General features: G+C 62.2%; 20 protein-coding genes and 1 pseudogene. 3 read left to right on the forward strand and 18 right to left on the reverse strand.

The window, feature by feature from the left end; genetic code table 11:
• Positions 1-231: 231 nt before the first annotated feature.
• The 5 genes and pseudogenes from CXR25_RS11960 to CXR25_RS18660 all read right to left on the reverse strand — a co-directional run bounded on the left by CXR25_RS11960 (position 232) and on the right by CXR25_RS18660 (position 1694).
• The gene (locus CXR25_RS11960) at positions 232-495 is read right to left on the reverse strand and encodes a hypothetical protein (RefSeq protein WP_096157215.1); all 264 of its coding nucleotides are present in this window, start codon (positions 493-495) and stop codon (positions 232-234) included.
• The gene (locus CXR25_RS19030) at positions 462-713 is read right to left on the reverse strand and encodes a hypothetical protein (protein ID WP_240516326.1); all 252 of its coding nucleotides are present in this window, start codon (positions 711-713) and stop codon (positions 462-464) included. Before CXR25_RS19030 ends, CXR25_RS11960 begins: the two co-directional genes overlap by 34 nt.
• A 287-nt stretch (positions 714-1000) precedes the next feature.
• A pseudogene (locus tag CXR25_RS19035) lies at positions 1001-1066 on the reverse strand (hypothetical protein); the annotation flags it as partial.
• Positions 1067-1172: 106 nt separating this feature from the next.
• Positions 1173-1385, reverse strand: coding sequence for a Rossmann-fold NAD(P)-binding domain-containing protein (locus tag CXR25_RS19040; protein WP_241212333.1), 213 nt, complete (start codon positions 1383-1385; stop codon positions 1173-1175).
• 66 nt (positions 1386-1451) lie between these two features.
• Entirely contained in the window at positions 1452-1694 is a 243-nt protein-coding gene (locus CXR25_RS18660; RefSeq protein WP_164513966.1) for a hypothetical protein, read from the reverse strand.
• Positions 1695-1776: 82 nt separating this feature from the next.
• Between CXR25_RS18660 and CXR25_RS11975 the strand changes: the two genes are divergently transcribed.
• Positions 1777-2145, forward strand: coding sequence for a hypothetical protein (locus CXR25_RS11975; protein ID WP_114320271.1), 369 nt, complete (start codon positions 1777-1779; stop codon positions 2143-2145).
• Here the strand turns inward: CXR25_RS11975 and CXR25_RS11980 are convergent.
• From CXR25_RS11980 to pheS, 6 genes are all read right to left on the reverse strand, one after another.
• Positions 2142-2969 (reverse strand): hypothetical protein, encoded by an 828-nt coding sequence (locus CXR25_RS11980; protein WP_125240586.1) that lies wholly within the window; start codon positions 2967-2969, stop codon positions 2142-2144. The genes CXR25_RS11975 and CXR25_RS11980 overlap by 4 nt on opposite strands.
• A 61-nt stretch (positions 2970-3030) precedes the next feature.
• Positions 3031-3885, reverse strand: coding sequence for an aminotransferase class IV (locus CXR25_RS11985; protein ID WP_125178210.1), 855 nt, complete (start codon positions 3883-3885; stop codon positions 3031-3033).
• Positions 3882-6386, reverse strand: coding sequence for an aminodeoxychorismate synthase component I (pabB, locus tag CXR25_RS11990; protein ID WP_164513889.1), 2505 nt, complete (start codon positions 6384-6386; stop codon positions 3882-3884). Before pabB ends, CXR25_RS11985 begins: the two co-directional genes overlap by 4 nt.
• Before the next feature lies 1 nt (position 6387).
• A complete protein-coding gene (locus tag CXR25_RS11995; RefSeq protein ID WP_009884148.1) occupies positions 6388-7269 on the reverse strand; it encodes an SDR family oxidoreductase in 882 nt (293 codons plus the stop codon).
• A 178-nt stretch (positions 7270-7447) separates the two neighbouring features.
• On the reverse strand, positions 7448-10027 hold the full coding sequence (gene pheT, locus CXR25_RS12000) for a phenylalanine--tRNA ligase subunit beta (RefSeq protein ID WP_125240587.1): 2580 nt from the start codon (positions 10025-10027) through the stop codon (positions 7448-7450).
• Between the two features lies 1 nt (position 10028).
• Positions 10029-11072 (reverse strand): phenylalanine--tRNA ligase subunit alpha, encoded by a 1044-nt coding sequence (gene pheS / locus CXR25_RS12005; protein WP_125240588.1) that lies wholly within the window; start codon positions 11070-11072, stop codon positions 10029-10031.
• Between the two features lie 229 nt (positions 11073-11301).
• Between pheS and CXR25_RS12010 the strand changes: the two genes are divergently transcribed.
• Positions 11302-12957: an acetolactate synthase large subunit gene (locus tag CXR25_RS12010; RefSeq protein ID WP_125240589.1), complete on the forward strand. Its 1656-nt coding sequence runs from the start codon at positions 11302-11304 to the stop codon at positions 12955-12957.
• 33 nt (positions 12958-12990) lie between these two features.
• On the opposite strand, the gene CXR25_RS12015 is transcribed toward CXR25_RS12010, so the two are convergent.
• From CXR25_RS12015 to infC, 7 genes are all read right to left on the reverse strand, one after another.
• Positions 12991-13338, reverse strand: coding sequence for an SdpI family protein (locus CXR25_RS12015; RefSeq protein ID WP_114319830.1), 348 nt, complete (start codon positions 13336-13338; stop codon positions 12991-12993).
• 56 nt (positions 13339-13394) lie between these two features.
• On the reverse strand, positions 13395-14054 hold the full coding sequence (locus tag CXR25_RS12020; RefSeq protein WP_069601382.1) for a pentapeptide repeat-containing protein: 660 nt from the start codon (positions 14052-14054) through the stop codon (positions 13395-13397).
• A gap of 214 nt (positions 14055-14268) precedes the next feature.
• Positions 14269-15051, reverse strand: coding sequence for a hypothetical protein (locus CXR25_RS12025; RefSeq protein ID WP_125240590.1), 783 nt, complete (start codon positions 15049-15051; stop codon positions 14269-14271).
• A 395-nt stretch (positions 15052-15446) separates the two neighbouring features.
• On the reverse strand, positions 15447-16337 hold the full coding sequence (locus tag CXR25_RS12030; RefSeq protein ID WP_125240591.1) for a TrmH family RNA methyltransferase: 891 nt from the start codon (positions 16335-16337) through the stop codon (positions 15447-15449).
• Between the two features lie 123 nt (positions 16338-16460).
• Positions 16461-16850: a 50S ribosomal protein L20 gene (gene rplT / locus CXR25_RS12035; protein WP_009885052.1), complete on the reverse strand. Its 390-nt coding sequence runs from the start codon at positions 16848-16850 to the stop codon at positions 16461-16463.
• A 102-nt stretch (positions 16851-16952) separates the two neighbouring features.
• Positions 16953-17159 carry a 50S ribosomal protein L35 gene (gene rpmI / locus CXR25_RS12040; protein WP_009885053.1) on the reverse strand — a complete coding sequence of 69 codons (207 nt, stop codon included), beginning with the start codon at positions 17157-17159 and terminating at the stop codon, positions 16953-16955.
• Positions 17160-17257: 98 nt separating this feature from the next.
• Positions 17258-17938: a translation initiation factor IF-3 gene (infC, locus tag CXR25_RS12045; protein WP_081448649.1), complete on the reverse strand. Its 681-nt coding sequence runs from the start codon at positions 17936-17938 to the stop codon at positions 17258-17260.
• A 271-nt stretch (positions 17939-18209) separates the two neighbouring features.
• Between infC and CXR25_RS12050 the strand changes: the two genes are divergently transcribed.
• A complete protein-coding gene (locus CXR25_RS12050; RefSeq protein WP_009885055.1) occupies positions 18210-18581 on the forward strand; it encodes a DUF1844 domain-containing protein in 372 nt (123 codons plus the stop codon).
• Positions 18582-18681 lie beyond the last annotated feature (100 nt).

Genomic DNA, 18681 nt, shown 5'->3' on the forward strand with positions numbered 1-18681 from the left:
TTCATTCGTGGTTAAGATTGTGTTCGATTCAGGCGTTCGGGTCAGGTCGATCATCAATAGCATCTAGGAAGGCAAATTGCCCGAAAGGCCGCAAATTCCGCAATGGAATCCGCAATTTGAGGAGAATTAGATTTATCCTTCAACGAAATTGGTTGTTGAGTAAACTCTCAGGTTCGGCGGTGATTTTCGCTAAGGGCCAGCACCTCGAACCTCATCGCTGAATCCGCTTCATTACTCCCACACAAATGAGCCATCGTCCCCGACTCGGAAATCGGTCTCCGGCCACATGGTGCGACCGTCCGAGTAGCGCAACTGCGCCCCATCAAGCCGACCAGCTGCCAGTTCTGTTTCGATTCCAACGGTGCCGCGCTGCTCGAAGCCGACACCGCCGAGGCCGGACGAACCGAGACCCTGCCCGACAGAGCACATGCCGGTCGTGCGCGATCCCTCGCCGTCGCCGGTCACCGCGACATCACCAGAGTGTGCGAGATCCAATCGCCCAGTGCCGCTTTGCCCTCGACCTGAGCCGACGGTGAGATGCTCTCAGGGGTGAACGTCCGATCTGCGGCCTCGACAGCTTCGGCGTGGCTGTCGTACTCGTCCAGATAGGCTCCCCGAGCCATTTCGGGACGGTAGTGGACAAACCTGTCGCAGAACTCGTTCGGCTGATTATCGGTGCCGGGCACCGGCGGCAGATGCTGGGTGCCATGCACTTCCAGACGCTTGCGCAGCAGACGCTGGCGTCGGTGGCATTGAACGTACCGGGATCCAATTCGTTGTGGCAGGTCACCGCCGGCGTCTGCTCCCACACCTGCTCGATCGCTTCATTGCCATCCGGGGCATTGTCGAGGGTGCGGGCGGGCCCCAACGACAACGCAAGACCTGTAACCGGCTCAGGTGAGGTCCAGTCATCGCCTTGCCGGAAAACGTGGACGGGCATCGACTTCGTCATCGCTGTCTCGACGACACCGGGAGCCACCTCGAAGATCCTCAGTCCCTTGTCGTGACCAAAACGAACAATCGAATAGGCGATTCGGAACAATGCCGCCTTCGACGCCGAATACACTGCCTGCGCCGGCGTGCCCTGACCCAAGGTGAGTTCGATGATCCGGCTAGGACGGCAGCCCTCGGCGCCTGCCTGCCATCAGCACCGGAGCGAACACGTTGATTAACTACGCAACCCCGACCACATTCGCTTCGACGACACCCTTGATGCTCTCAGGGTCAGCGTCCCACAATGCCACCTCCGTCGACTCGATCCGCCCAGCATTGTTGATGAGCACCTGCGGGCACCTGCCCGTCTCCGCCTCCACCGCAGCCACGGACTCCCGCAGCGCTTTCACCACGGCGATGTCATCGGTGCGCAGCCCGACTCCGGTTCGCATGTGGCGATCTGATCGGTCTCGACGGTGAAATCGAGTCTGTTGGTCTCAGCGATCTGGCGGAAGGTGTCAGACAGCGCCCGAGGCTTCGGCCTTGCTGCTATTGTCCCAGCCTCCGGGCATCTCCGCATCGCCGGACAAGGTGCCTGCGTTGTGGTAAAGCTGGTGCGGCGTCGAGGCAGTCACGCACTCATGTACGGAGATCGGTCTCGTGGTCCCACCGGAGACCGCTCCCCTGCCGGCCATCGACTCGGTCGATTCACGTGTGGCGGCGATCGTGGAGTGGATGATGGCGGAGGAGACTGCACTCACAAAGGCGTGAGTACGTGAACCCTCCGTAAACATCGGAGGCAGAGAGCAACGAAGTCGGTTGTCATCCCTCTACAGTCGATGCATGACGAATCCACGGCACCCGAATCTCGGCAGCGATACTTGGAAGGCGTTCTTGGTCATTGTCGGAGCGTGGCTCCTGGCGGCGATTGGACTCTTCAATGAGTGGTTGCTGGCTCCTGATTCGCTTCCGGACGGCCAATGCGCGGGGTTAGGGTTCGGCTGCGTTCTCACTCCGCAGGACAACATTCAGTTCATGGCACTGCTCTTCGGAGTCCCGGCCACCATCGCATGGTTCAGCGTGGGTGCGATTGCGACTACTCTGCTCGGAAGATTCAGCAACTTGAAATGGTGGTGGATCGGACTCCTGTCACTGGGGATCTGCCTACTCGTCGTAGCGGCGACCCTCAAGGCAGTGGAAAGAATGATTTAGGACTGCTGTCGCTGGCGATCATCCTGGCGCTGTTCGCCTTCGCTCTCGGGTGCTGTCTCGCCGGTGCTGTCCGCCTGCGATTCTTCGAGTTTCTTCTGGCGGCGCTTGAGGTTGCTGCGACTGGCGAAATAGGCGAGCAGGACAAGCATCCCAATGCGCAACGTGGTCGTCACCCAGTCTGGGACTCCCAGGGATATGTCCGGGATCCACCCGAACAGCAGATTGAACAGCCACTCGAGGAACTGGCCCACCGGGGCGAAAACTGCTTGCAGCCATTGAGTAAACGGCTCGAACAACGGCAACACGATTTCTGTCATCCACCGCATGATCGGGTCGAACAGCCAAGCGAACAAGGTGCCCAGGCCTAACAGCGGAAGCAACAAGCGGATCAGCATCGTCAGCCCTGAGACCAGGGCGTATCTCTCCGGATGTGCCGCCCGTCGACGCTCCCGCGCTTCTGAACGACTCCCGTCCTCGGGCAGCAACGGCACAACATCGAGGTCCTTCCGCACCTCGACCTCACCGGCACTTCCGGCGACGGCACTGGTCACATAGACCTCTTCTTGAGCCTCCATCGATCCGTCGGCACTGCGCCGACGCACTTTGAGCCGGGCCATCAACCACCCGGAAGCACGGATCTCCACTTCGGGTGCATCCTCACCGTCTGATGTGGTCCGTCTGCCGATCGGATACTCGACATCGTCGATAGAGACCGCCGTGACTGTCGTCTTCCAAGGAGTATGTTTCGCCGTGACCGAATACTCACGTTCGAACGCGCTACCGGAGTAGCTGGTGGTTGCGACAACCCGTGAACTTTCGGTCACAGAACTCCCTTAAGAAGCAAACAAGTCTGTCAGACTTAACCACAGACAGACTTGTCAGTATTCACATGCCGGGAGGAACACTAACTGCTTCCAGCCACTCACGCCAAAGTCGAAGTCGCTCCGCTTTCTCACCGTTTCCGTCGTCAGGCGCCGTTTGAACTAGCGGAGCCTCTTCACCGAGAACCACTCTGTCGTGAACGTCACGCTTGTCGACGAACTCTTTCACTTGCCGAATACCGTGCAGCGCATTGACCAGCCACACCTCGTGCCCGAAGAGCTCCTCGGGCCGCACCCGACGAAATTCGACTGGAATCGACCGAGCGCGAGCCTCCTCGAGAATCACCGCCGAGGTCACTCCAGATAGCGCGCCCAACTCCGGATCCGGTGCGCACAATGTGTCGACGTCCCACCACAGCAAGCTCGTCGTCGCACCTTCGATGACATGCCCGTCGGCGCTGAGGAGAAGCACCTCGTCACAGCCATACTGTTCACGGGCATCCGCCCTCACACCCTCAAGCAGCGCGATGTCCGGGCCTTTGCAGTCCGGAGTGGCGCGAGGATCAGAAAACGGCGGGACGAGTACCCGCAGTTCCCGTGTCCGCTTCGGAGCCGGCCGCAAACGGAATGCCAACTCCCGCTCAGACCCAGACGGAGCCTCGAGCACGTCGACGCGAGGGAACCACTCCCCCGTTGCCGGTATCTTCTCTAGCACCGCTGCCCAGAAGTCACCGGTAACCGCTTCACCGACTGTCACCTCGGTAGCCGCGCGAGCGAACCGGGCCTGGTGGCGATCGAACGCTCGCATCCGACTGTCCTCCACGAACCATGAGTCAGCCGCCACCAGCGTCCAGGAGCTGATGTCCTCCGTCGGCTCTTCGAATCGGCGATCCCGCTGATTCCACAGCCACACATTCATTGTTCAACTCCATCCGAGTGCTCGGCCGCGAAGGAATCGGCCGGTCGGGCCATCTCGGCGGGGATCGTGGTGTGGAGGTTGACGGTGTCAGTTCGCTCAGACACATCCGCGCCAACCAACCCACCGGATACCGGATCCTCACCATGAGCTTCGTCCCGCCCGGGGAACTCAGCCCCGCCGAGCAACCTCAATATCGGCGCTGCCTTCACCTCGGTCTCGGCATACTCCTCGTCGGAATCGGACAGCGCGACGATCGCTCCACCGACCCCATACCGCAGCGCCTCGTCACGGACCACGAGCGTGCGGATGAGGACGCTGAGATCAACGGCACCATCCAACGAAAAGTACCCGACCGCGCCGCTGTACACTCCACGCGCTCCGGCCTCGAGCTCATCGATGAGCGCCATCGTCCGCAACTTGGGCGCCCCGGTCATCGACCCCGGCGGGAACGCCGCCCGTACACACGCCACCGGGCTGGCGGCCTCGGCCAACCGCGAGCTCACCGTCGAGACCATCTGATGCACCGTGGCATACGACTCGATCCCGAACAGCGTGTCCACCTGCACGGATCCCAGCTCGGCCGTGCGCCCGAGATCGTGCCGCACGAGATCGACGATCATGAGATTCTCCGATCGATCCTTCACCGAGGCGGCCAGCTCCGCCTTGATCGCTTCGTCCTCGTCCGGGTTCGCTCCCCTGGGGCGAGTGCCCTTGATCGGCTTCGACTCGACCCGACCGTCGGCACCGATACGCAGAAACCGCTCCGGCGACGTGCTGAGAATCGCCGCTTCACGCGTGCGGATGAACGCCCCGAACGGCGTCGGATTGTCTTCGCGCAGCCGCAGATACATATCCAGCGGAGTTTCGTGCGGGTTGGCGGTGCCTTCGAGAATGTTCGTCAGGCACACCTCGTACGTCTCGCCGTCGGTAATCTTCTGCTGCACCTGATCGATGAGGTCGAGGTATTCGTGCTGACTGTGGCGAGCCGACAGAGTTGGGTTATGTCGTTCAGTTTGGGTTGTGCTGTCTTCCTTCGCCGAGGCGGCTCTCCGTTGATCGGCATCGCTGGGTTCGTCGGTGGGGATCGATGCGATCCGTGCTCGGGTCTGGTCAAACCATTGTTTTGTCGCATCGAAGGCATCGGGGTCGCCGGGTCCACGCAGCGCCAGGAGGTAAATGCGGTCGGTGTGATGGTCGATGACGAGAGCACGGTCGAGGAACATCATGACAGCGTCAGGCGGGTCAGATTCGTGCCGGTTCGGAGAGCCGACCTCAGCTTTGAGTTCGTAGCCGAGGTAGCCGACCCATCCAAGCCGGAACTCGAACGGCAGATCAGGGCTGCCCTCGCTGATCGTAGTGAACGCGGCCCTGGTTCCGGAGAGTTCGACCTCCGTGCTGGCGAGCTCGGCTTCGAGCCAGTCGAAGAGGCCAGAGGTTTCGATGACGACGGCCTGTTCGTCCGGTTTTTGGCGGGATCCGATGCCAGAGCGGACCGCTCCGCTCTTTTGGACCGTGACTGTTCCGTCCGGCACTGATGCGGTCGCGATTTTGCTCAGTGGTCCTGTCGGCGCGCCCATGATCGAGAACCGTGAGGAGGAGTTGATGGGCAGATTCCCGTCGAGCCACACGGCCTCGGGCTCGCTGCCGAAGAGTTCGGTGAAAAGACGGTCGTCGGGGATCGACTGCGTCAGTTCGTCGGTGTCGAGGACGTATCGGCGCCGTGGGCCAGGGAAGTCGGTGCTTGCCCGAGCCTGCGATAAGGCTGTGCGCGTCCCTGCGGGGACGTCGGGCCGAAGAGCGTCAAGGCCGTCCCGGCCAAACTCCGCGGACTTCTTAGCTTCCCGGCTGGCGTGGTCGCCGTCTTTCGGCTCACTCCGTGTCGAACCGTGCCATTCGAGTGTCAGCTCAGCGAAGTTCTGCAGCAGTGTCCGAGCCTCGTCCGAGGCGATCGATTCCGGGTGGAACTGAACTCCCCACTGCGGTTTGCTCCGATGCCGCAGTGCCTGGACAACCCCGTCTTCAGACCATGCGGTCGCCTCCAGGCAAGAAGGCAGTTCAGTCACCGCAAGCGAGTGATAGCGCACCGCGGAGAACGGCAACGGGATGCGGGCGAACAGTCCAGTCCCCGTATGGCGAATTGCGGAGACCCGGCCGTGCCGAGGTTCCGGCGCATGTGCCACAACTCCCCCGTGCACATGCGCGATCCCTTGGTGACCAAGACATACGCCAAGGACAGGAATCGGCGAGTGCTTGATGACTTCGGCGCAGATTCCGAAATCGGCCGGCCTCTCCGGTGTTCCTGGCCCAGGCGAGATAACGACATTGTCGAACTCCTCGAGCACGCTGATCTCGAACTCGGCCCAGTCATTGGGCACGAGCGTCGGAGCACACCCGTTCACTTCGGCGAGGAGATGAAAGAGATTGAGCGTGAACGAATCGGCATTGTCGATGAGCAGAGTCCGCAGCGGCCGCGTCGCTCCCGACGGCCCGTCCGGAACCATCTCAGCCAAGCACCATCCGACGGTTCGCATCCGACAGTCCGCCATCCGCCTCGGCGAGCAACGACTCTTCTGAATCCGCACCGGCGCGAACATACCGCCCGGTGAACGCATCCAGCGTTCCCGACGCCAGAGCCACGGCGAGATCCGTGACCTTCTCGGGTGAGGTCCAGTCGTCGCCCTGACGGAAATCGTGGACAGGCATCGACTTCGTCATGGTCGTCTCGACGACGCCGGGGGCCATCTCGAAGATTCGCAAACCCTTGTCGTGGCCGAAGTGAACGACCGAATCAGCAATACGGAACAGTGACGCCTTCGACGCCGAGTACACTGCATACGCCGGCGTGCCCTTCGCCCCCGATCCCGAGTTGAGGTCGATGATGCGGCTGGGACGGCCGGTCGCCTGGGCGCCCGCCATCAATACGGGTGCAAAGACGTTAATCATGAGCGCAACCCCGGTGACGTTCGCGTCGACGACGCCCTTGAGGCTCTCCGGATCGGCATCCCACAGTGGCCCCTCGGTCGACTCGATGCGCCCGGCATTATTGATGAGCACCTGCAGACGCTTCCCCGTCGATTTCTCGAGTTTAGCGACAGAGTCACGCAGCTGGTTCACCACCGTGATGTCATCAGTGCGCAGACCGACACCGGTCACCGCTCCCCCGGTCGCCTCAGCGATCTCTTCAGCCGCAGCTTCCGCCTTCTCCGCCGAGGTGGCCGTGACGATCACGTCATACCCGGCTTTCGCGAACGCCTCCGACAGGTGGCGTCCGATTCCGCGGGCGCCGCCGGTGATGAGCGCGATCGTCTCGGACGGGACCGCAGTCGCTTCAGATGCGGTGTCGCCGGTGGGCAGGTTCGTTCCGTAAGGCAGCTTCTCGGACATGTCAGAACTCCTCGGTAGTGATCTGGTGCGGGTAGTCAGGTGTCGTGATGTGAACGACAAGTGCTCACGGCCGCGTGTTCGGTCATTCTTGTGCGCTCTGCCGCGATGCGCTGAGCAGATACGACAGAGCCCGGTCGAACCACTCTAGCGGTCGACCGGGCACTGTTACGCACTGTTCTCAGCTGCGGACTTCGGCGCCGTGACGTTCGGCGGCCAACTTCGTTGCCGCCTCACGCATCGCCGAGGCCTCATCGGCCTTGAGCGTGCGATCTGGGGCGCGGAAGGTCAGGCGGAACGCCAGCGACTTCTTGCCCTCGGGCAGCTGGTCCCCGGTGTAAAGGTCAAAAGTCTCGAGCAGTTCGAGCTCCTCCCCCGCACCTTCGCGCAACGTCGCGGCCAAAGTCTGCGTTGGCAGTTCCGCATCGACGATGAGCGCCACATCCTGACGCGACACCGGATAGGTCGACAGCGCACCGTCCCAGGCACGCAGATCCTCCTGAGCCAGCAATGCGTCAAGATCGATCTCGAATCCGACCGTCCGTGCCGGCAGGCCAAGGTTCTCGCACACCTTCGGGTGCAGCTCACCTGCATGACCGAGCACCTGACCGTCGGCGAGGACAAACTTCGCCGCACGGCCCGGATGCCACGGGGCGATCTGGTCGGCTTCGACGGTGACCTCGAGGCCATTGACCGCAACGATCCGGCGCACGGTGTCGATGACGTCGGTGGCCTCGGCCTTGCGGCCCTTGCCCCAGACTCCGGGCATCTCGGCGTTTCCGGAGATGATGCCCGCGTAGTGGTAGGGCTGATGAGGCACCGAGGCGTAGATCTTATCGAGTTCCGCCTCGGTGGGGTGATATCCGGGCAGGTGACGCGGCCCGGGACCCTCAGGAAGACCTGCCGAGGTGGACACCAGTCCTGTCTCGAACAGCGCAACGTCCTTCGCTCCGCGACCCTGGTTACGAACCACGAGGTCGACCAGCGTCGAGAGCAGGTTGGTGCGCATGAGCGGCAGGTCTTCGGACATCGGGTTGGCCAGGCGCACGTGCTTCCGACGCACATCATCGGCCTCGAGCCGCAGCTGATCGTCCCGCTTGTCGTTCGTGAACGGGTACGACAGCACCTCGGTGAACCCGTCGGCGGCCAACAGGTTCGAGATCCGACGCCGCGCTTTCTGCGCCACCGTCAGTCCCTTGCCTGCCCTGGCGGCAGGCTGGATGGATGGGATGCGGTCATAGCCGCCGGTACGGGCGACTTCCTCGATGAGGTCGACAGCGTCGGTGATGTCCGTGCGCCAACTGGGCACGGTCACGGCCAGACGGTCCTTGCCGATGACATCGATGGTCGCGCCGATGCCTTCAAGCAGTCCGGTCACCTCGGCGGTTGTGTACTGGACTCCGACGAGCGAGGCGACGCGCTCGACCGGGAGTTCGATGACAGTCGGCTCGGGAGCTTGCCCGACCTGCGTGGTCGCCGGGCTGAGCGTTCCGCCGCCGAGTTCGACGAGCAGGTCCGCGCAGCGACGTGCGGCCACGGGTCCGAGCTTCGGGTCGACGCCGCGTTCGAAACGACGCGAGGCCTCCGAGGACAGCTTGTAGCGACGGGAGGTGCGAGCAATGGAGATCGGGTCGAAGTGAGCGGCCTCGATGACGACGTCGGTCGTCTGATCGTTGACTTCGACATCGGCGCCGCCCATGACGCCGGCCAGGCCGATAATCTTCCCACCCTGGCCATCTGCACCGCGGTCGGTGATGAGCAGGTCTTCGGAGTCGAGCGCGCGCTCGACATCGTCGAGAGTCGTGAACTTCTCCCCCGCGTTGGCGCGGCGGACCACGATCTCGTCGCCGAGCAGCGAGGTGTCGTAGGCGTGCAGCGGCTGGCCGAGTTCGAGCATGACGTAGTTCGTCACGTCCACGGTCAGGCTGATCGGGCGCATGCCCGCCTGTTGCAGTCGACGTTGCATCCAGAACGGGGTCTTTGCCTGAGGATCAAGTCCGGTGACCTGAACGGCGGTGAACTGGTCACAGCCGGCCACCTCGTTGATGGGGTTGGAGTCCTCGATCGTTACCGGGAAACCATCGTCGGTGGCAGCGTTGGTAGGGGCCACCTCGGCGGATCCGATGTCCGTGAAGGTCTGGCCCTTCATCTGCGCGTACTCGCGGGCGATGCCGCGCATCGACAGTTGGTAGCCGCGGTCAGGGGTGACGTTGACGTCAAGGGTGACCTGGTCGAGTCCGAGGAGGGCGATCGCATCGTCACCGGGCTCGCCACTGAGCCCGAGGTTCTTCAGCACGATGATGCCGTCGTGGTCCTCACCCAGGCCAAGTTCCTTGGCCGAGCAGATCATGCCATCGGACTTGTGGCCGTAGGTCTTGCGCGCAGCGATCTGGAAATCACCGGGCAGGACGGCTCCGGGCAGGCAGGCGACGATGAGGTCGCCGACGACGAAGTTGTGGGCACCGCAGATGATGCCGCGGCTGGGACGTTCCTCGCCGGGCTGCGGGTCCTTCGGATCATCGGCATCTTCGTTGTGTGCGGGGCCGACGTCGACACGGCACCAGTTGACGGTCTTGCCGTTCGAGTGCTCTTCCTTGACAAGTTCGAGGACGCGTCCGACGACGAGGGGCCCGGTGATCTCGGGGCCGAAGAAGTCCTCTTCCTCGAGTCCGATCGCGGCGAATTCCGCGGCCAGGGCATGGGGATCCGTATCGGCCGGGAGATCGACGTAGTCGGCCAGCCAGTTCAGTGGGACGCGCATATCAAGCCTTCATTCCGAAACGTGCCGAGAAGCGCACATCGCCCTCGACCATGTCATGCATATCGTTGATTCCTTCGCGCAGCATCAGGGTGCGCTCGATGCCCATACCGAAGGCGAAGCCCTGGTAGACCTCGGGGTCGATGCCCGCGGCCTTGAGCACATTGGGGTGGACCATGCCGCAGCCGCCCCATTCGATCCAGCCGGGCCCGCCGACCTTGTTGGGGAACCAGAAGTCCATTTCCGCGCTCGGTTCGGTGAACGGGAAGAAGCTGGGGCGCAGGCGGGTCTTCGACTCCGGGCCGAACATCTCGCGGGCGAATCCGTCGAGGGTGCCCTGCAGGTTGGCCATGGTCAGGCCCTTGTCGATGGCGATGCCTTCGATCTGGTGGAAGACAGGGGTGTGGGTGGCGTCGAGCTCATCGGTGCGGAAGGTCTTGCCCGGGCACACGATGTAGAGCGGGACGCCGCGCTGCAGCAGCGAACGCGACTGCACCGGCGAGGTGTGGGTGCGCAGGACGAGACCGGCATCGGCCGGATCGACGAAGAACGTGTCCTGCATCTGGCGGGCAGGATGGTCGGGCCCGAAGTTGAGCGAGTCGAAGTTGAGCCATTCGGATTCGATCTCCGGGCCTTCGGCGACTTCCCAGCCGAGGCCGATGAAGTAGTCCGACGCCTGTTCCTGGATGAGGGACAGCGGATGACGGGCGCCGAGGCGGTTCCGGTCGGTGGGCAGGGTGACGTCGATGGACTCTTCGATGAGGACCGCGGCATCGCGTTCGGCTTCGAGCTCGGCCTGACGGGCGTCAAGAGCCTTCTTGACCTGTCCTCGGGACTTACCGACGATCTTGCCGGCGGCGGCCTTATCGGCCTTGTCGAGTCCGCCGATGGCCCGGTTGGCCAGCGCCAGCGGGGCCTTGTCGCCCGTGAACTCGATCTTCGCGGCCTTGAGATCGTCGAGGGTGCGTGCGTCCGCGAATGCGCTCAGAGCCGCGTCAACGGCCGCATTCACGGCCGACTCGTCCAATGGGTCGAGCTGGTCAGTCATCAATGTCCTTCATCTGCGTAATCTGCATCTTCTGCGTACTTCAATGCCGTTTGTCTGCTGCGCTCAAGTCTATCGCCTGTGATTCCGTGCTCGACCACTCGTCCGGATCGTGTCCTGGCACCCCTGTGGCTCCCACCCTCGCCGAGGCGGCTCCACCGGATCCCGGTCCGTGCCCACATCTGTGAGCTGAGTCATCGAGGCCCCACTCCAAAAGATGTAGTGTCGAAACATGACGACTCAGCGAGCTTCCGATGTCATGGTCAAGGCCCTGGAGAACGAGGGAGTCGAACGCATCTTCGGCATCCCCGGTGAGGAGAACATCGACTTCATCGATTCTCTGCGCCAGTCATCGATCGAATTCGTCCTCACCCGCCACGAACAGGCTGCCGCCTTCATGGCCGCAACCTATGGGCGACTGACAGGCAAGCCAGGAGTGTGTCTGACCACGCTCGGTCCCGGCGCACTTAACCTAGCGACCGGTGCGGCCTACGCCCACCTCGGCGGGATGCCGGTGATCATGATCACCGGACAGAAGGGGATCCGCACGGCCGAGCAGGCGCGCTTCCAGATCGTGAATACTGTGGCGACGATGAAGCCGCTGACGAAGGACAGCCGACAGATCACCTCGGCGAACATGGTCCCCACCATGGTCAGAGAGGCCTTCCGCGTCGCCCGGTTCGAACGGCCGGGCCCGGTCCACCTGGAACTTCCCGAGGACATTGCCGCCATGCCTGTCGAGCATGCAGACCTGATCCAACCGCACACGAATGGTCGGGCGACTGCCAGCGATGACGCCGTCGATGCCGCGGCCCAGGTGATCCGGAATGCCAAGCGGCCGCTGCTCATGCTCGGCGCCGATGCCTCACGCTCGGACTGCAGCGAGGCGCTCTCACGTTTCGTCTCCCGGGTGCGCATCCCCTATTTCACCACTCAGATGGGCAAGGGATCCGTGTCCGGTTCGTCCGGCCTGTACATGGGCACCGCGGCCCTGACCAGCCGCGACTATGTCCATGATGCGATCGAGAAGGCCGATGTCATCGTCACCATCGGCCACGATACGACCGAGAAGCCGCCGTTCACGATGGACGAGAACGGGCCGACCGTCGTCCACGTCGGCTACCGGGCAGCCGTCGTCGAGCAGGTCTACTTCCCGCAGGTCGAAACCATCGGTGACCTGGGCCCCAGCCTCGATCGGCTCGCTGTCGAACTCGTCGGTCATGTGCCCAATGCCGGAGCACTGCTGCCGATGCGGGCCGGGATTCTGGAGAAGATCGAAGAGCGTTCGACCGATGACCGCTTCATTCCGCAGCGCATCGTCGCCGAGGTGCGCACGGTCATGCCCGTCGACGGGATCGTGGCGTTGGACAACGGCATGTACAAGATCTGGTTCGCCCGCAACTACCGCACCACCCGGGCCAACACTCTCCTCCTCGACAATGCGTTGGCCACCATGGGTGCCGGTCTCCCCTCGGCCATGGCCGCCAAACTGACCTACCCGGACCGCCGCGTCATGGCAGTCGTCGGTGACGGTGGGTTCATGATGAACAGCCAGGAGATGGAGACCGCTGTTCGCCTCGGCCTTGACCTCGTGGTGCTCGTCCTCGAAGACAGCTCCTATGGCATGATTCGGTGGAAGCAGGCCGTGGACGGCATGCCCGACTACGGCCTCACGTTCGGCAATCCGGAGTTCGTCGCCTATGCCGAGTCCTACGGGGCAACCGGGCATCGGCTCGAGAATGTCAGCGAGATGAACGAGGTCCTCGAGTCGGCCTTCGCCGCCGGTGGAGTCCACCTCGTCGTCGTGCCCATCGACTATTCGGAGAACGAGCGAGTTCTCATCGATGAGTTGGGTGAGCGAGCGACTCAGGCGCTGGACAATCAGTAGGGCTGACTTCAGAGTCCGGCTGAACCTGCCGCACTATCCAACTGACCTTGCGGCGCTGTTTGCCGCTCTGCCTACCAAGACGGCGCAGATGACTACGAGCACCCATCCGACTACGGACAGGATGTGGCCAGTTGTTGTGGCATCCGATATCTCGGCGACGAACAGCGCTACTGCATGGCAGATGCTGATGGCGGCCATGGCAATGAGATAGGGCCTGCCCGCGCGCTGCCCTGCCTTCCACGACGCATCGGATGCGCGCGTGTACCTCGTCCGGATCCCGATCACAGAGTTCCTGCCGATCGCCTGTCTGCGCTGTGCGACGATCATCAAGACGCTGACCGCCGTCACGATCAGGTAGCCCATCATCGGCGGGTAGAACATCGGTGCTGCTCCCTCCTGCTCTCCTTACGGATCCGTTGGACCAGCCGCGTCGGCGGTCATTCGACTCTGATGCCGAGTTCGTGAGCGAAGAGATCGGCGAAGAGCATCAGTTGTGTTTCGTCGATGGTGGCTCCGCGCAATGAGTGGACTCCGGAGATCTTGTGCGGCTGCAGGCCCCGGAGGTCCACATTGCCCAGCGTCGCCTGTTCGCACTGGAGCACTCCGACCGTGGAGCCGGGGAATGACACTCGGTTGACCTTGGCTCGGTCGAGGTCAATCTCGTCGATGACGCAGTCGCGAAATTCGACGTCGGTGAGTTTGGCTCCGCGTAGATTGAGGTAGGAGATTCGGCAGTTGTTGAAGGTCGTCTTCTCCCACACGCTGTCATGGAAGACTCCAGCACCGATCCGTGTTCCAGAGATCACGGTATGGATGAAACTTCCCCGTGGCATCGTCCATGTATCGGCGCGGGAGTCTTCGATCTTCGAGCCCGAGAAACGTGCACCGGTGAGATCCGCTGGGTCCTCGGCTGCCCCGAAGTTCATGCGGGACAGCGAGCAGTCCAGGTACGTGGCCTGGGTGGAATCCACCTCGGCGAGGTCAAGATCCGTGAACTCCATGCCCTCTAGAAACTCTTCCGGACCGATATCACCGAGGTAGCCAGGCGTCAGGTTCGTCAGCTTGATCTTGGGTTCGCGAGGAGCTTCAGTCGTCATAGGCTCACCGTATCGGGTTCCGGTGACACACATGCCGTCGGGCACACCCGCCTTCCTAGTGCCTACTTCCAGCTGCATACTACCGAGCCGTCTTCGCGCTGTTTCGCATGTTTCGCCGTCGTTCAACGTTGAGCCAGGCTTTCCCTGTTGCCTCGGCGGGAAGAGCTGGCTCCGCGTTGAACGAGCGGCCGCGCAGTGTGGATGCTTGTGCTAGTCAGCCTGTGGTTCCTGCGGTGCTCGCGACGCGTGCTCTGATTCTGAGGAACACATCAGCGGAGAAGAGGTCTTGCCAGCGGAGGCGAAATACGGAATATCCGAGGTTTCGCAGCTTGTACTCACGTTGACGTTCGAGCTCTAGTTCTCGTCGCGGGTCTCGGCCCGGCAGATGGTACTTTCCAGCGCCGTCGAACTCTGCGACAGTTTTCGCTCGCCTATTTGCGAAATCGGTTCGCGCGACGAAGTTCCCGTTCTCATCGCGAATGGTCACCTGTGGTTCGAACCCTGGAATGGAGAACTCGACGAATCGCACAGCACAGATGGATTCGGCGATCGACTCGCGGCGACCGTCAGCGAGCCCCAACACCCGATCGACCCGGCGTTGACGCGTCCGCACCGGGTGCGCTTCGCAGTACTCCCTAACCAGCGGCAAGGTCACCAGGGAAGTGTGGATAGCGGCGTCGATAACGGCGACCGCGAACGCAAGCGGATAGTCGCGAGCAATATCGGCCAAGGTGCGCAGCAACGTGGTCGCGCGTGCTCCGTCGATCTCGCATACCTCGGCTGATCCGTAGTCCCGGCGCCTCATCAGGAGGGTGTTCCGGCGGACTCCATGAGTCGGATGAACCACCTCGGCGACTATGGACTCATCGCGGTCGAAGTAAGGGATAGGCAGCCCATGCACGATGAGAGCGCTTCTGTGCGAAAGTGTTGCCCCTGGCGGAAGGTCGCCCACGTACGATCTGACGAGAATGCGCAGGTCCTCATCACGTTTCCTCATTCCCGCGGTCTCCACCGGGAGATGCGTGCGATCGGAACCAGCGATCAGTGCGATGTGCTCGTGAATCGGCGTCTGGCACTGTCGTTTCACGAGGTATCGGCCGGACCGCACCCGTCGGAGACAGCAGGCCAGGGCGTTGTCGATCTGGTGTGAAGACCAACCAGCAGCCGTGAGTTCTGCAGTGCTCAGACAGACGAACATGCCATCAGCATCTGCGATGACGACACTTACCGCAAGATGACACGACGCGCCTGTGGACAACAGACCACTCGCCATCACAGGCGGATCGATGACGCTCTGCCCACCATTCGAAACTGTCGTTCAACGCTGAAGGAGGTTTTCACTCCGAGGCAACGGGGAAAACCTGACTCAGCGTTGAACGAGACGCAGTTGCCTCACATCCGCTGGTTACGTGCGCTCTCGTAGATGCACACACCGGCAGCTGTGGCCAGGTTGAGGCTCTCGGCCTTACCGTAGATGGGCACGGCGGCCGAGGCGTCGCAGAGTTCCAGGTCCTTCTCGCCCATCCCCCAGGCTTCGTTGCCGAAGACCCAGGTGGTGCGGGCGGTCAGGTCGAGTCCGCTATCCCAGGGATGGTGGATGTCATGGGCATCATCGTTGGCATCTGCGGCGAGGACCTGAAGTCCACGGGCACGGGCGAGTTCGGTCACCTCGGACAGCCCCACACCGGTGACTACAGGGATGTGGAACAGAGAACCGGCGGTCGAACGCACGGTCTTGTCATTGTAGATGTCGACACTCGAGTTGGTGAGCACCACGGCATCAGCACCGGCGGCATCGGCCAGGCGGATGATCGTGCCGGCGTTGCCGGGATCACGGACCTGCGAGAGCACCACGATGAGCTGAGCTTCTTTGTCGATCACCGAGTCAAGGGCCACATCGAGGTGTTCACACACGGCGACGACACCTTGTGAGTTCACGGTCGTCGCCAGTTCGGCGAGCACCTCGGGGGTCACGATGTTCCAGTCGATCTGTGCGGCCTTGACCGTCTCGACGAATTCGGGGTGAACCTCGGCCGCCTCCTCGGTGATGAAGAGGTCGACGACAGCACCCTTGGGATCGATGGTCGAGCCCATCCACTCCGGAACACCAGGATTGTGCCCGTCAAGGTCCTGCGAGACATGACGATCCAGCGCTTCTCGCACGGCCTGCGGCCCTTCGACGAGGAACTGCCCCGAGGTCTTGCGGCCGTGGCGCTTGAGTAGCTTGACGGCGTTCTTGATCCGTTTCGACTGTGTGGAGGAGATGACGTCTGGAAGCTTCATGGAGTTTGTCGACCCGCGTTCTGGAAGTGCTGGAAGTGCTGGAAGTGCTGGAAGTTCTGGGACAAAATCAACGGCCCCGAACCAAGTAAGTTCGGGGCCGTTGAGAGTATGAGGACCGGCAGCTCAGGCTGCGGCGGTCTTCGCTGCGTTGACGTCAGCCGGAAGAGCTTCCTTGGCAACCTTGATCAGGTGCGCGAAGGTGGCTGAATCGTTGACGGCGAGCTCGGCGAGCATACGGCGGTCAACCTCGACGCCAGCGGCCTTGAGGCCCTGGATGAAACGGTTGTACGTCATGCCGTTGGCGCGAGCACCGGCGTTGATGCGCTGGATCCACAGGCGACGGAAGTCACCCTTGCGGGCGCGACGGTCACGGTAGCTGTAGACCAGCGAGTGGATGACCTGTTCTTTGGCCTTGCGGTACAGGCGCGAGCGCTGTCCACGGTAGCCGCTTGCCCGGTCAAGGATGACCCGGCGCTTCTTGTGAGCGTTGACCGCTCTCTTAACACGTGCCACGTGTTACTCCTTCAAAATTGGTTCTGCCGGCGGTGCCGGAGTCTGGTTCAAGCTATGGGAACCACGTGCGTGGCTGCCCGGGATTGGAGACCCGAGGGGGTCTCACCTGCCCTTGAGCTTGCCCAGAAGCTTGCGGGCTTTGGCGCGATCTCCGCCGGTGAGGACCTGGTCCTCCGCAACGCGACGCTTACGGGCCGAGGACTTGCCCTCGAACTTGTGCTGGTTGTTCACGCCTTCACGCATGATCTTGCCAGTACCCGTCACACGCATGCGCTTCTTGGCGCTGCTGTTCGTCTTCTGCTTCGGCATCGAGCCGTTCTCCTTTGCATTTCGTTGTCGGTGGCGACCACCGGCAACTACTTCACACGCTGAAACCGTTCAGGCTCCAGCGAATCGGTACTTACTTCTCACGCGTCGGGCGCTGCTTGTTTCTCTGCAGCGACGCGATCGCGTCGGGACTTCACCTCGGCGACGTTGCCCTTGGCATCAGATGATGCCTTGCGGGCCTCGGCCTTGGCGTCGGACTTTGACTTATGTGGGGCAATGACCATCACCATGTTGCGTCCGTCGACCCGTGGTGAGGATTCGACGGTGCCCAGTTCCGACACATCTTCGGCCAGGCGGTTGAGCAGCTTGATGCCCATTTCGGGGCGAGACTGTTCACGACCGCGGAACATGATCATGACTTTGACCTTGTCGCCACCGGACAGGAAGCGGGTCACATGCCCCTTCTTCGTCTCGTAGTCGTGTTCATCGATCTTGAGACGGAAGCGGATCTCTTTCAGCGCAGTGTTCGCCTGGTTCTTGCGGGCTTCTCTGGCCTTCTGAGCAGATTCGTATTTGAATTTCCCGTAGTCCATGAGTTTGGCGACGGGAGGCTTCGCCTGCGGTGCAACCTCGACCAAGTCGAGATCTGCCTCGCGAGCGAGGTCGAGTGCCTTGCGAATGGCAACGATACCGACCTGTTCACCGTTGGGTCCGACCAACCGGACCTCGGGAACCCGAATCCGGTCATTGATGCGCGTCTCGCTGATGTGTTCACTCCTTTTTAGCTCAAATGATGTCGTGGCAATAGAAAAGGCTCCCATTGACCACATGCCAAGGGAGCCTGCACACACATCAGAGCACGGTATTGAAACCGCAGCACTTCAAGTGAATACACCTCGATCTGAAATCTTCTGCCTCAGGCTTGCACCTGGGCTGTCGATCATCAGATCATTGGACCCGATCGCTCTACACGATCAAGGTGGGAGTCAGACTCCGCTTCGCACCACGACTTAGTGTACTACGCTTCATGACTCTTCGCACATCGAGGCCGAACGTGCAATCGACGCGTCGTTCATATGTCAAGCTAGTCCCATGAGTTCTGAAAATTCTGTACCCGCCGAGGCGGTTGCCGATGTCACGCGTGACATCGCCGAAGTACCAGCCATCGAGGTCATCACATCAGCAGCCGTGCACTTGATGTCCGCTGCCGCCGTCAAATGCGGACTGGCCGAAGACTCCCCCGAGGCTCCCGCAGCAGAGCTGCAGGACCTGGACGAGGCACGCAAGCTCATCACTGCGCTGGCCGGCCTGGTCACCGGCGCCGCCACCGTCATCGGCGACCACCATGCTCGCCCTCTGCGCGACGGCCTGCGCAGCCTCCAGCTGGCCTTCCGCGAAGCCTCGGCGATTCAGGATGAGCCAGGACAGGGTCCCGGCGAGAAGTACACAGGCCCTGTTCGCTGAGACACCCCACCGTGCGTGCCGACTCTTTCGTCGTGCGCCATGGCCCCAAGATATCCGCTGCGGCTCCCGACCACTGGTCGGGGGCCGCTTCTGTCATGTC

Origin of the sequence: Brevibacterium aurantiacum (assembly GCF_003932995.1) — a bacterium.
Taxonomy (GTDB): Bacteria; Actinomycetota; Actinomycetes; order Actinomycetales; family Brevibacteriaceae; genus Brevibacterium; species Brevibacterium aurantiacum.

Excerpts from the sequence above, each read along its gene's own strand:
- CXR25_RS19040 (WP_241212333.1), bottom strand. The coding sequence starts at position 1,385 with ATGCGAACCGGAGTCGGGCTGCGCACCGATGACATCGCCGTGGTGAAA.
- CXR25_RS11975 (WP_114320271.1), top strand. The coding sequence starts at position 1,777 with ATGACGAATCCACGGCACCCGAATCTCGGCAGCGATACTTGGAAGGCG.
- CXR25_RS11985 (WP_125178210.1), bottom strand. The coding sequence starts at position 3,885 with ATGAATGTGTGGCTGTGGAATCAGCGGGATCGCCGATTCGAAGAGCCG.
- pabB (WP_164513889.1), bottom strand. The coding sequence starts at position 6,386 with ATGGTTCCGGACGGGCCGTCGGGAGCGACGCGGCCGCTGCGGACTCTG.
- CXR25_RS11995 (WP_009884148.1), bottom strand. The coding sequence starts at position 7,269 with ATGTCCGAGAAGCTGCCTTACGGAACGAACCTGCCCACCGGCGACACC.
- pheT (WP_125240587.1), bottom strand. The coding sequence starts at position 10,027 with ATGCGCGTCCCACTGAACTGGCTGGCCGACTACGTCGATCTCCCGGCC.
- pheS (WP_125240588.1), bottom strand. The coding sequence starts at position 11,072 with ATGACTGACCAGCTCGACCCATTGGACGAGTCGGCCGTGAATGCGGCC.
- CXR25_RS12010 (WP_125240589.1), top strand. The coding sequence starts at position 11,302 with ATGACGACTCAGCGAGCTTCCGATGTCATGGTCAAGGCCCTGGAGAAC.
- CXR25_RS12015 (WP_114319830.1), bottom strand. The coding sequence starts at position 13,338 with ATGTTCTACCCGCCGATGATGGGCTACCTGATCGTGACGGCGGTCAGC.
- CXR25_RS12020 (WP_069601382.1), bottom strand. The coding sequence starts at position 14,054 with ATGACGACTGAAGCTCCTCGCGAACCCAAGATCAAGCTGACGAACCTG.
- CXR25_RS12025 (WP_125240590.1), bottom strand. The coding sequence starts at position 15,051 with ATGAGGAAACGTGATGAGGACCTGCGCATTCTCGTCAGATCGTACGTG.
- CXR25_RS12030 (WP_125240591.1), bottom strand. The coding sequence starts at position 16,337 with ATGAAGCTTCCAGACGTCATCTCCTCCACACAGTCGAAACGGATCAAG.
- rpmI (WP_009885053.1), bottom strand. The coding sequence starts at position 17,159 with ATGCCGAAGCAGAAGACGAACAGCAGCGCCAAGAAGCGCATGCGTGTG.
- infC (WP_081448649.1), bottom strand. The coding sequence starts at position 17,938 with ATGGGAGCCTTTTCTATTGCCACGACATCATTTGAGCTAAAAAGGAGT.
- CXR25_RS12050 (WP_009885055.1), top strand. The coding sequence starts at position 18,210 with ATGAGTTCTGAAAATTCTGTACCCGCCGAGGCGGTTGCCGATGTCACG.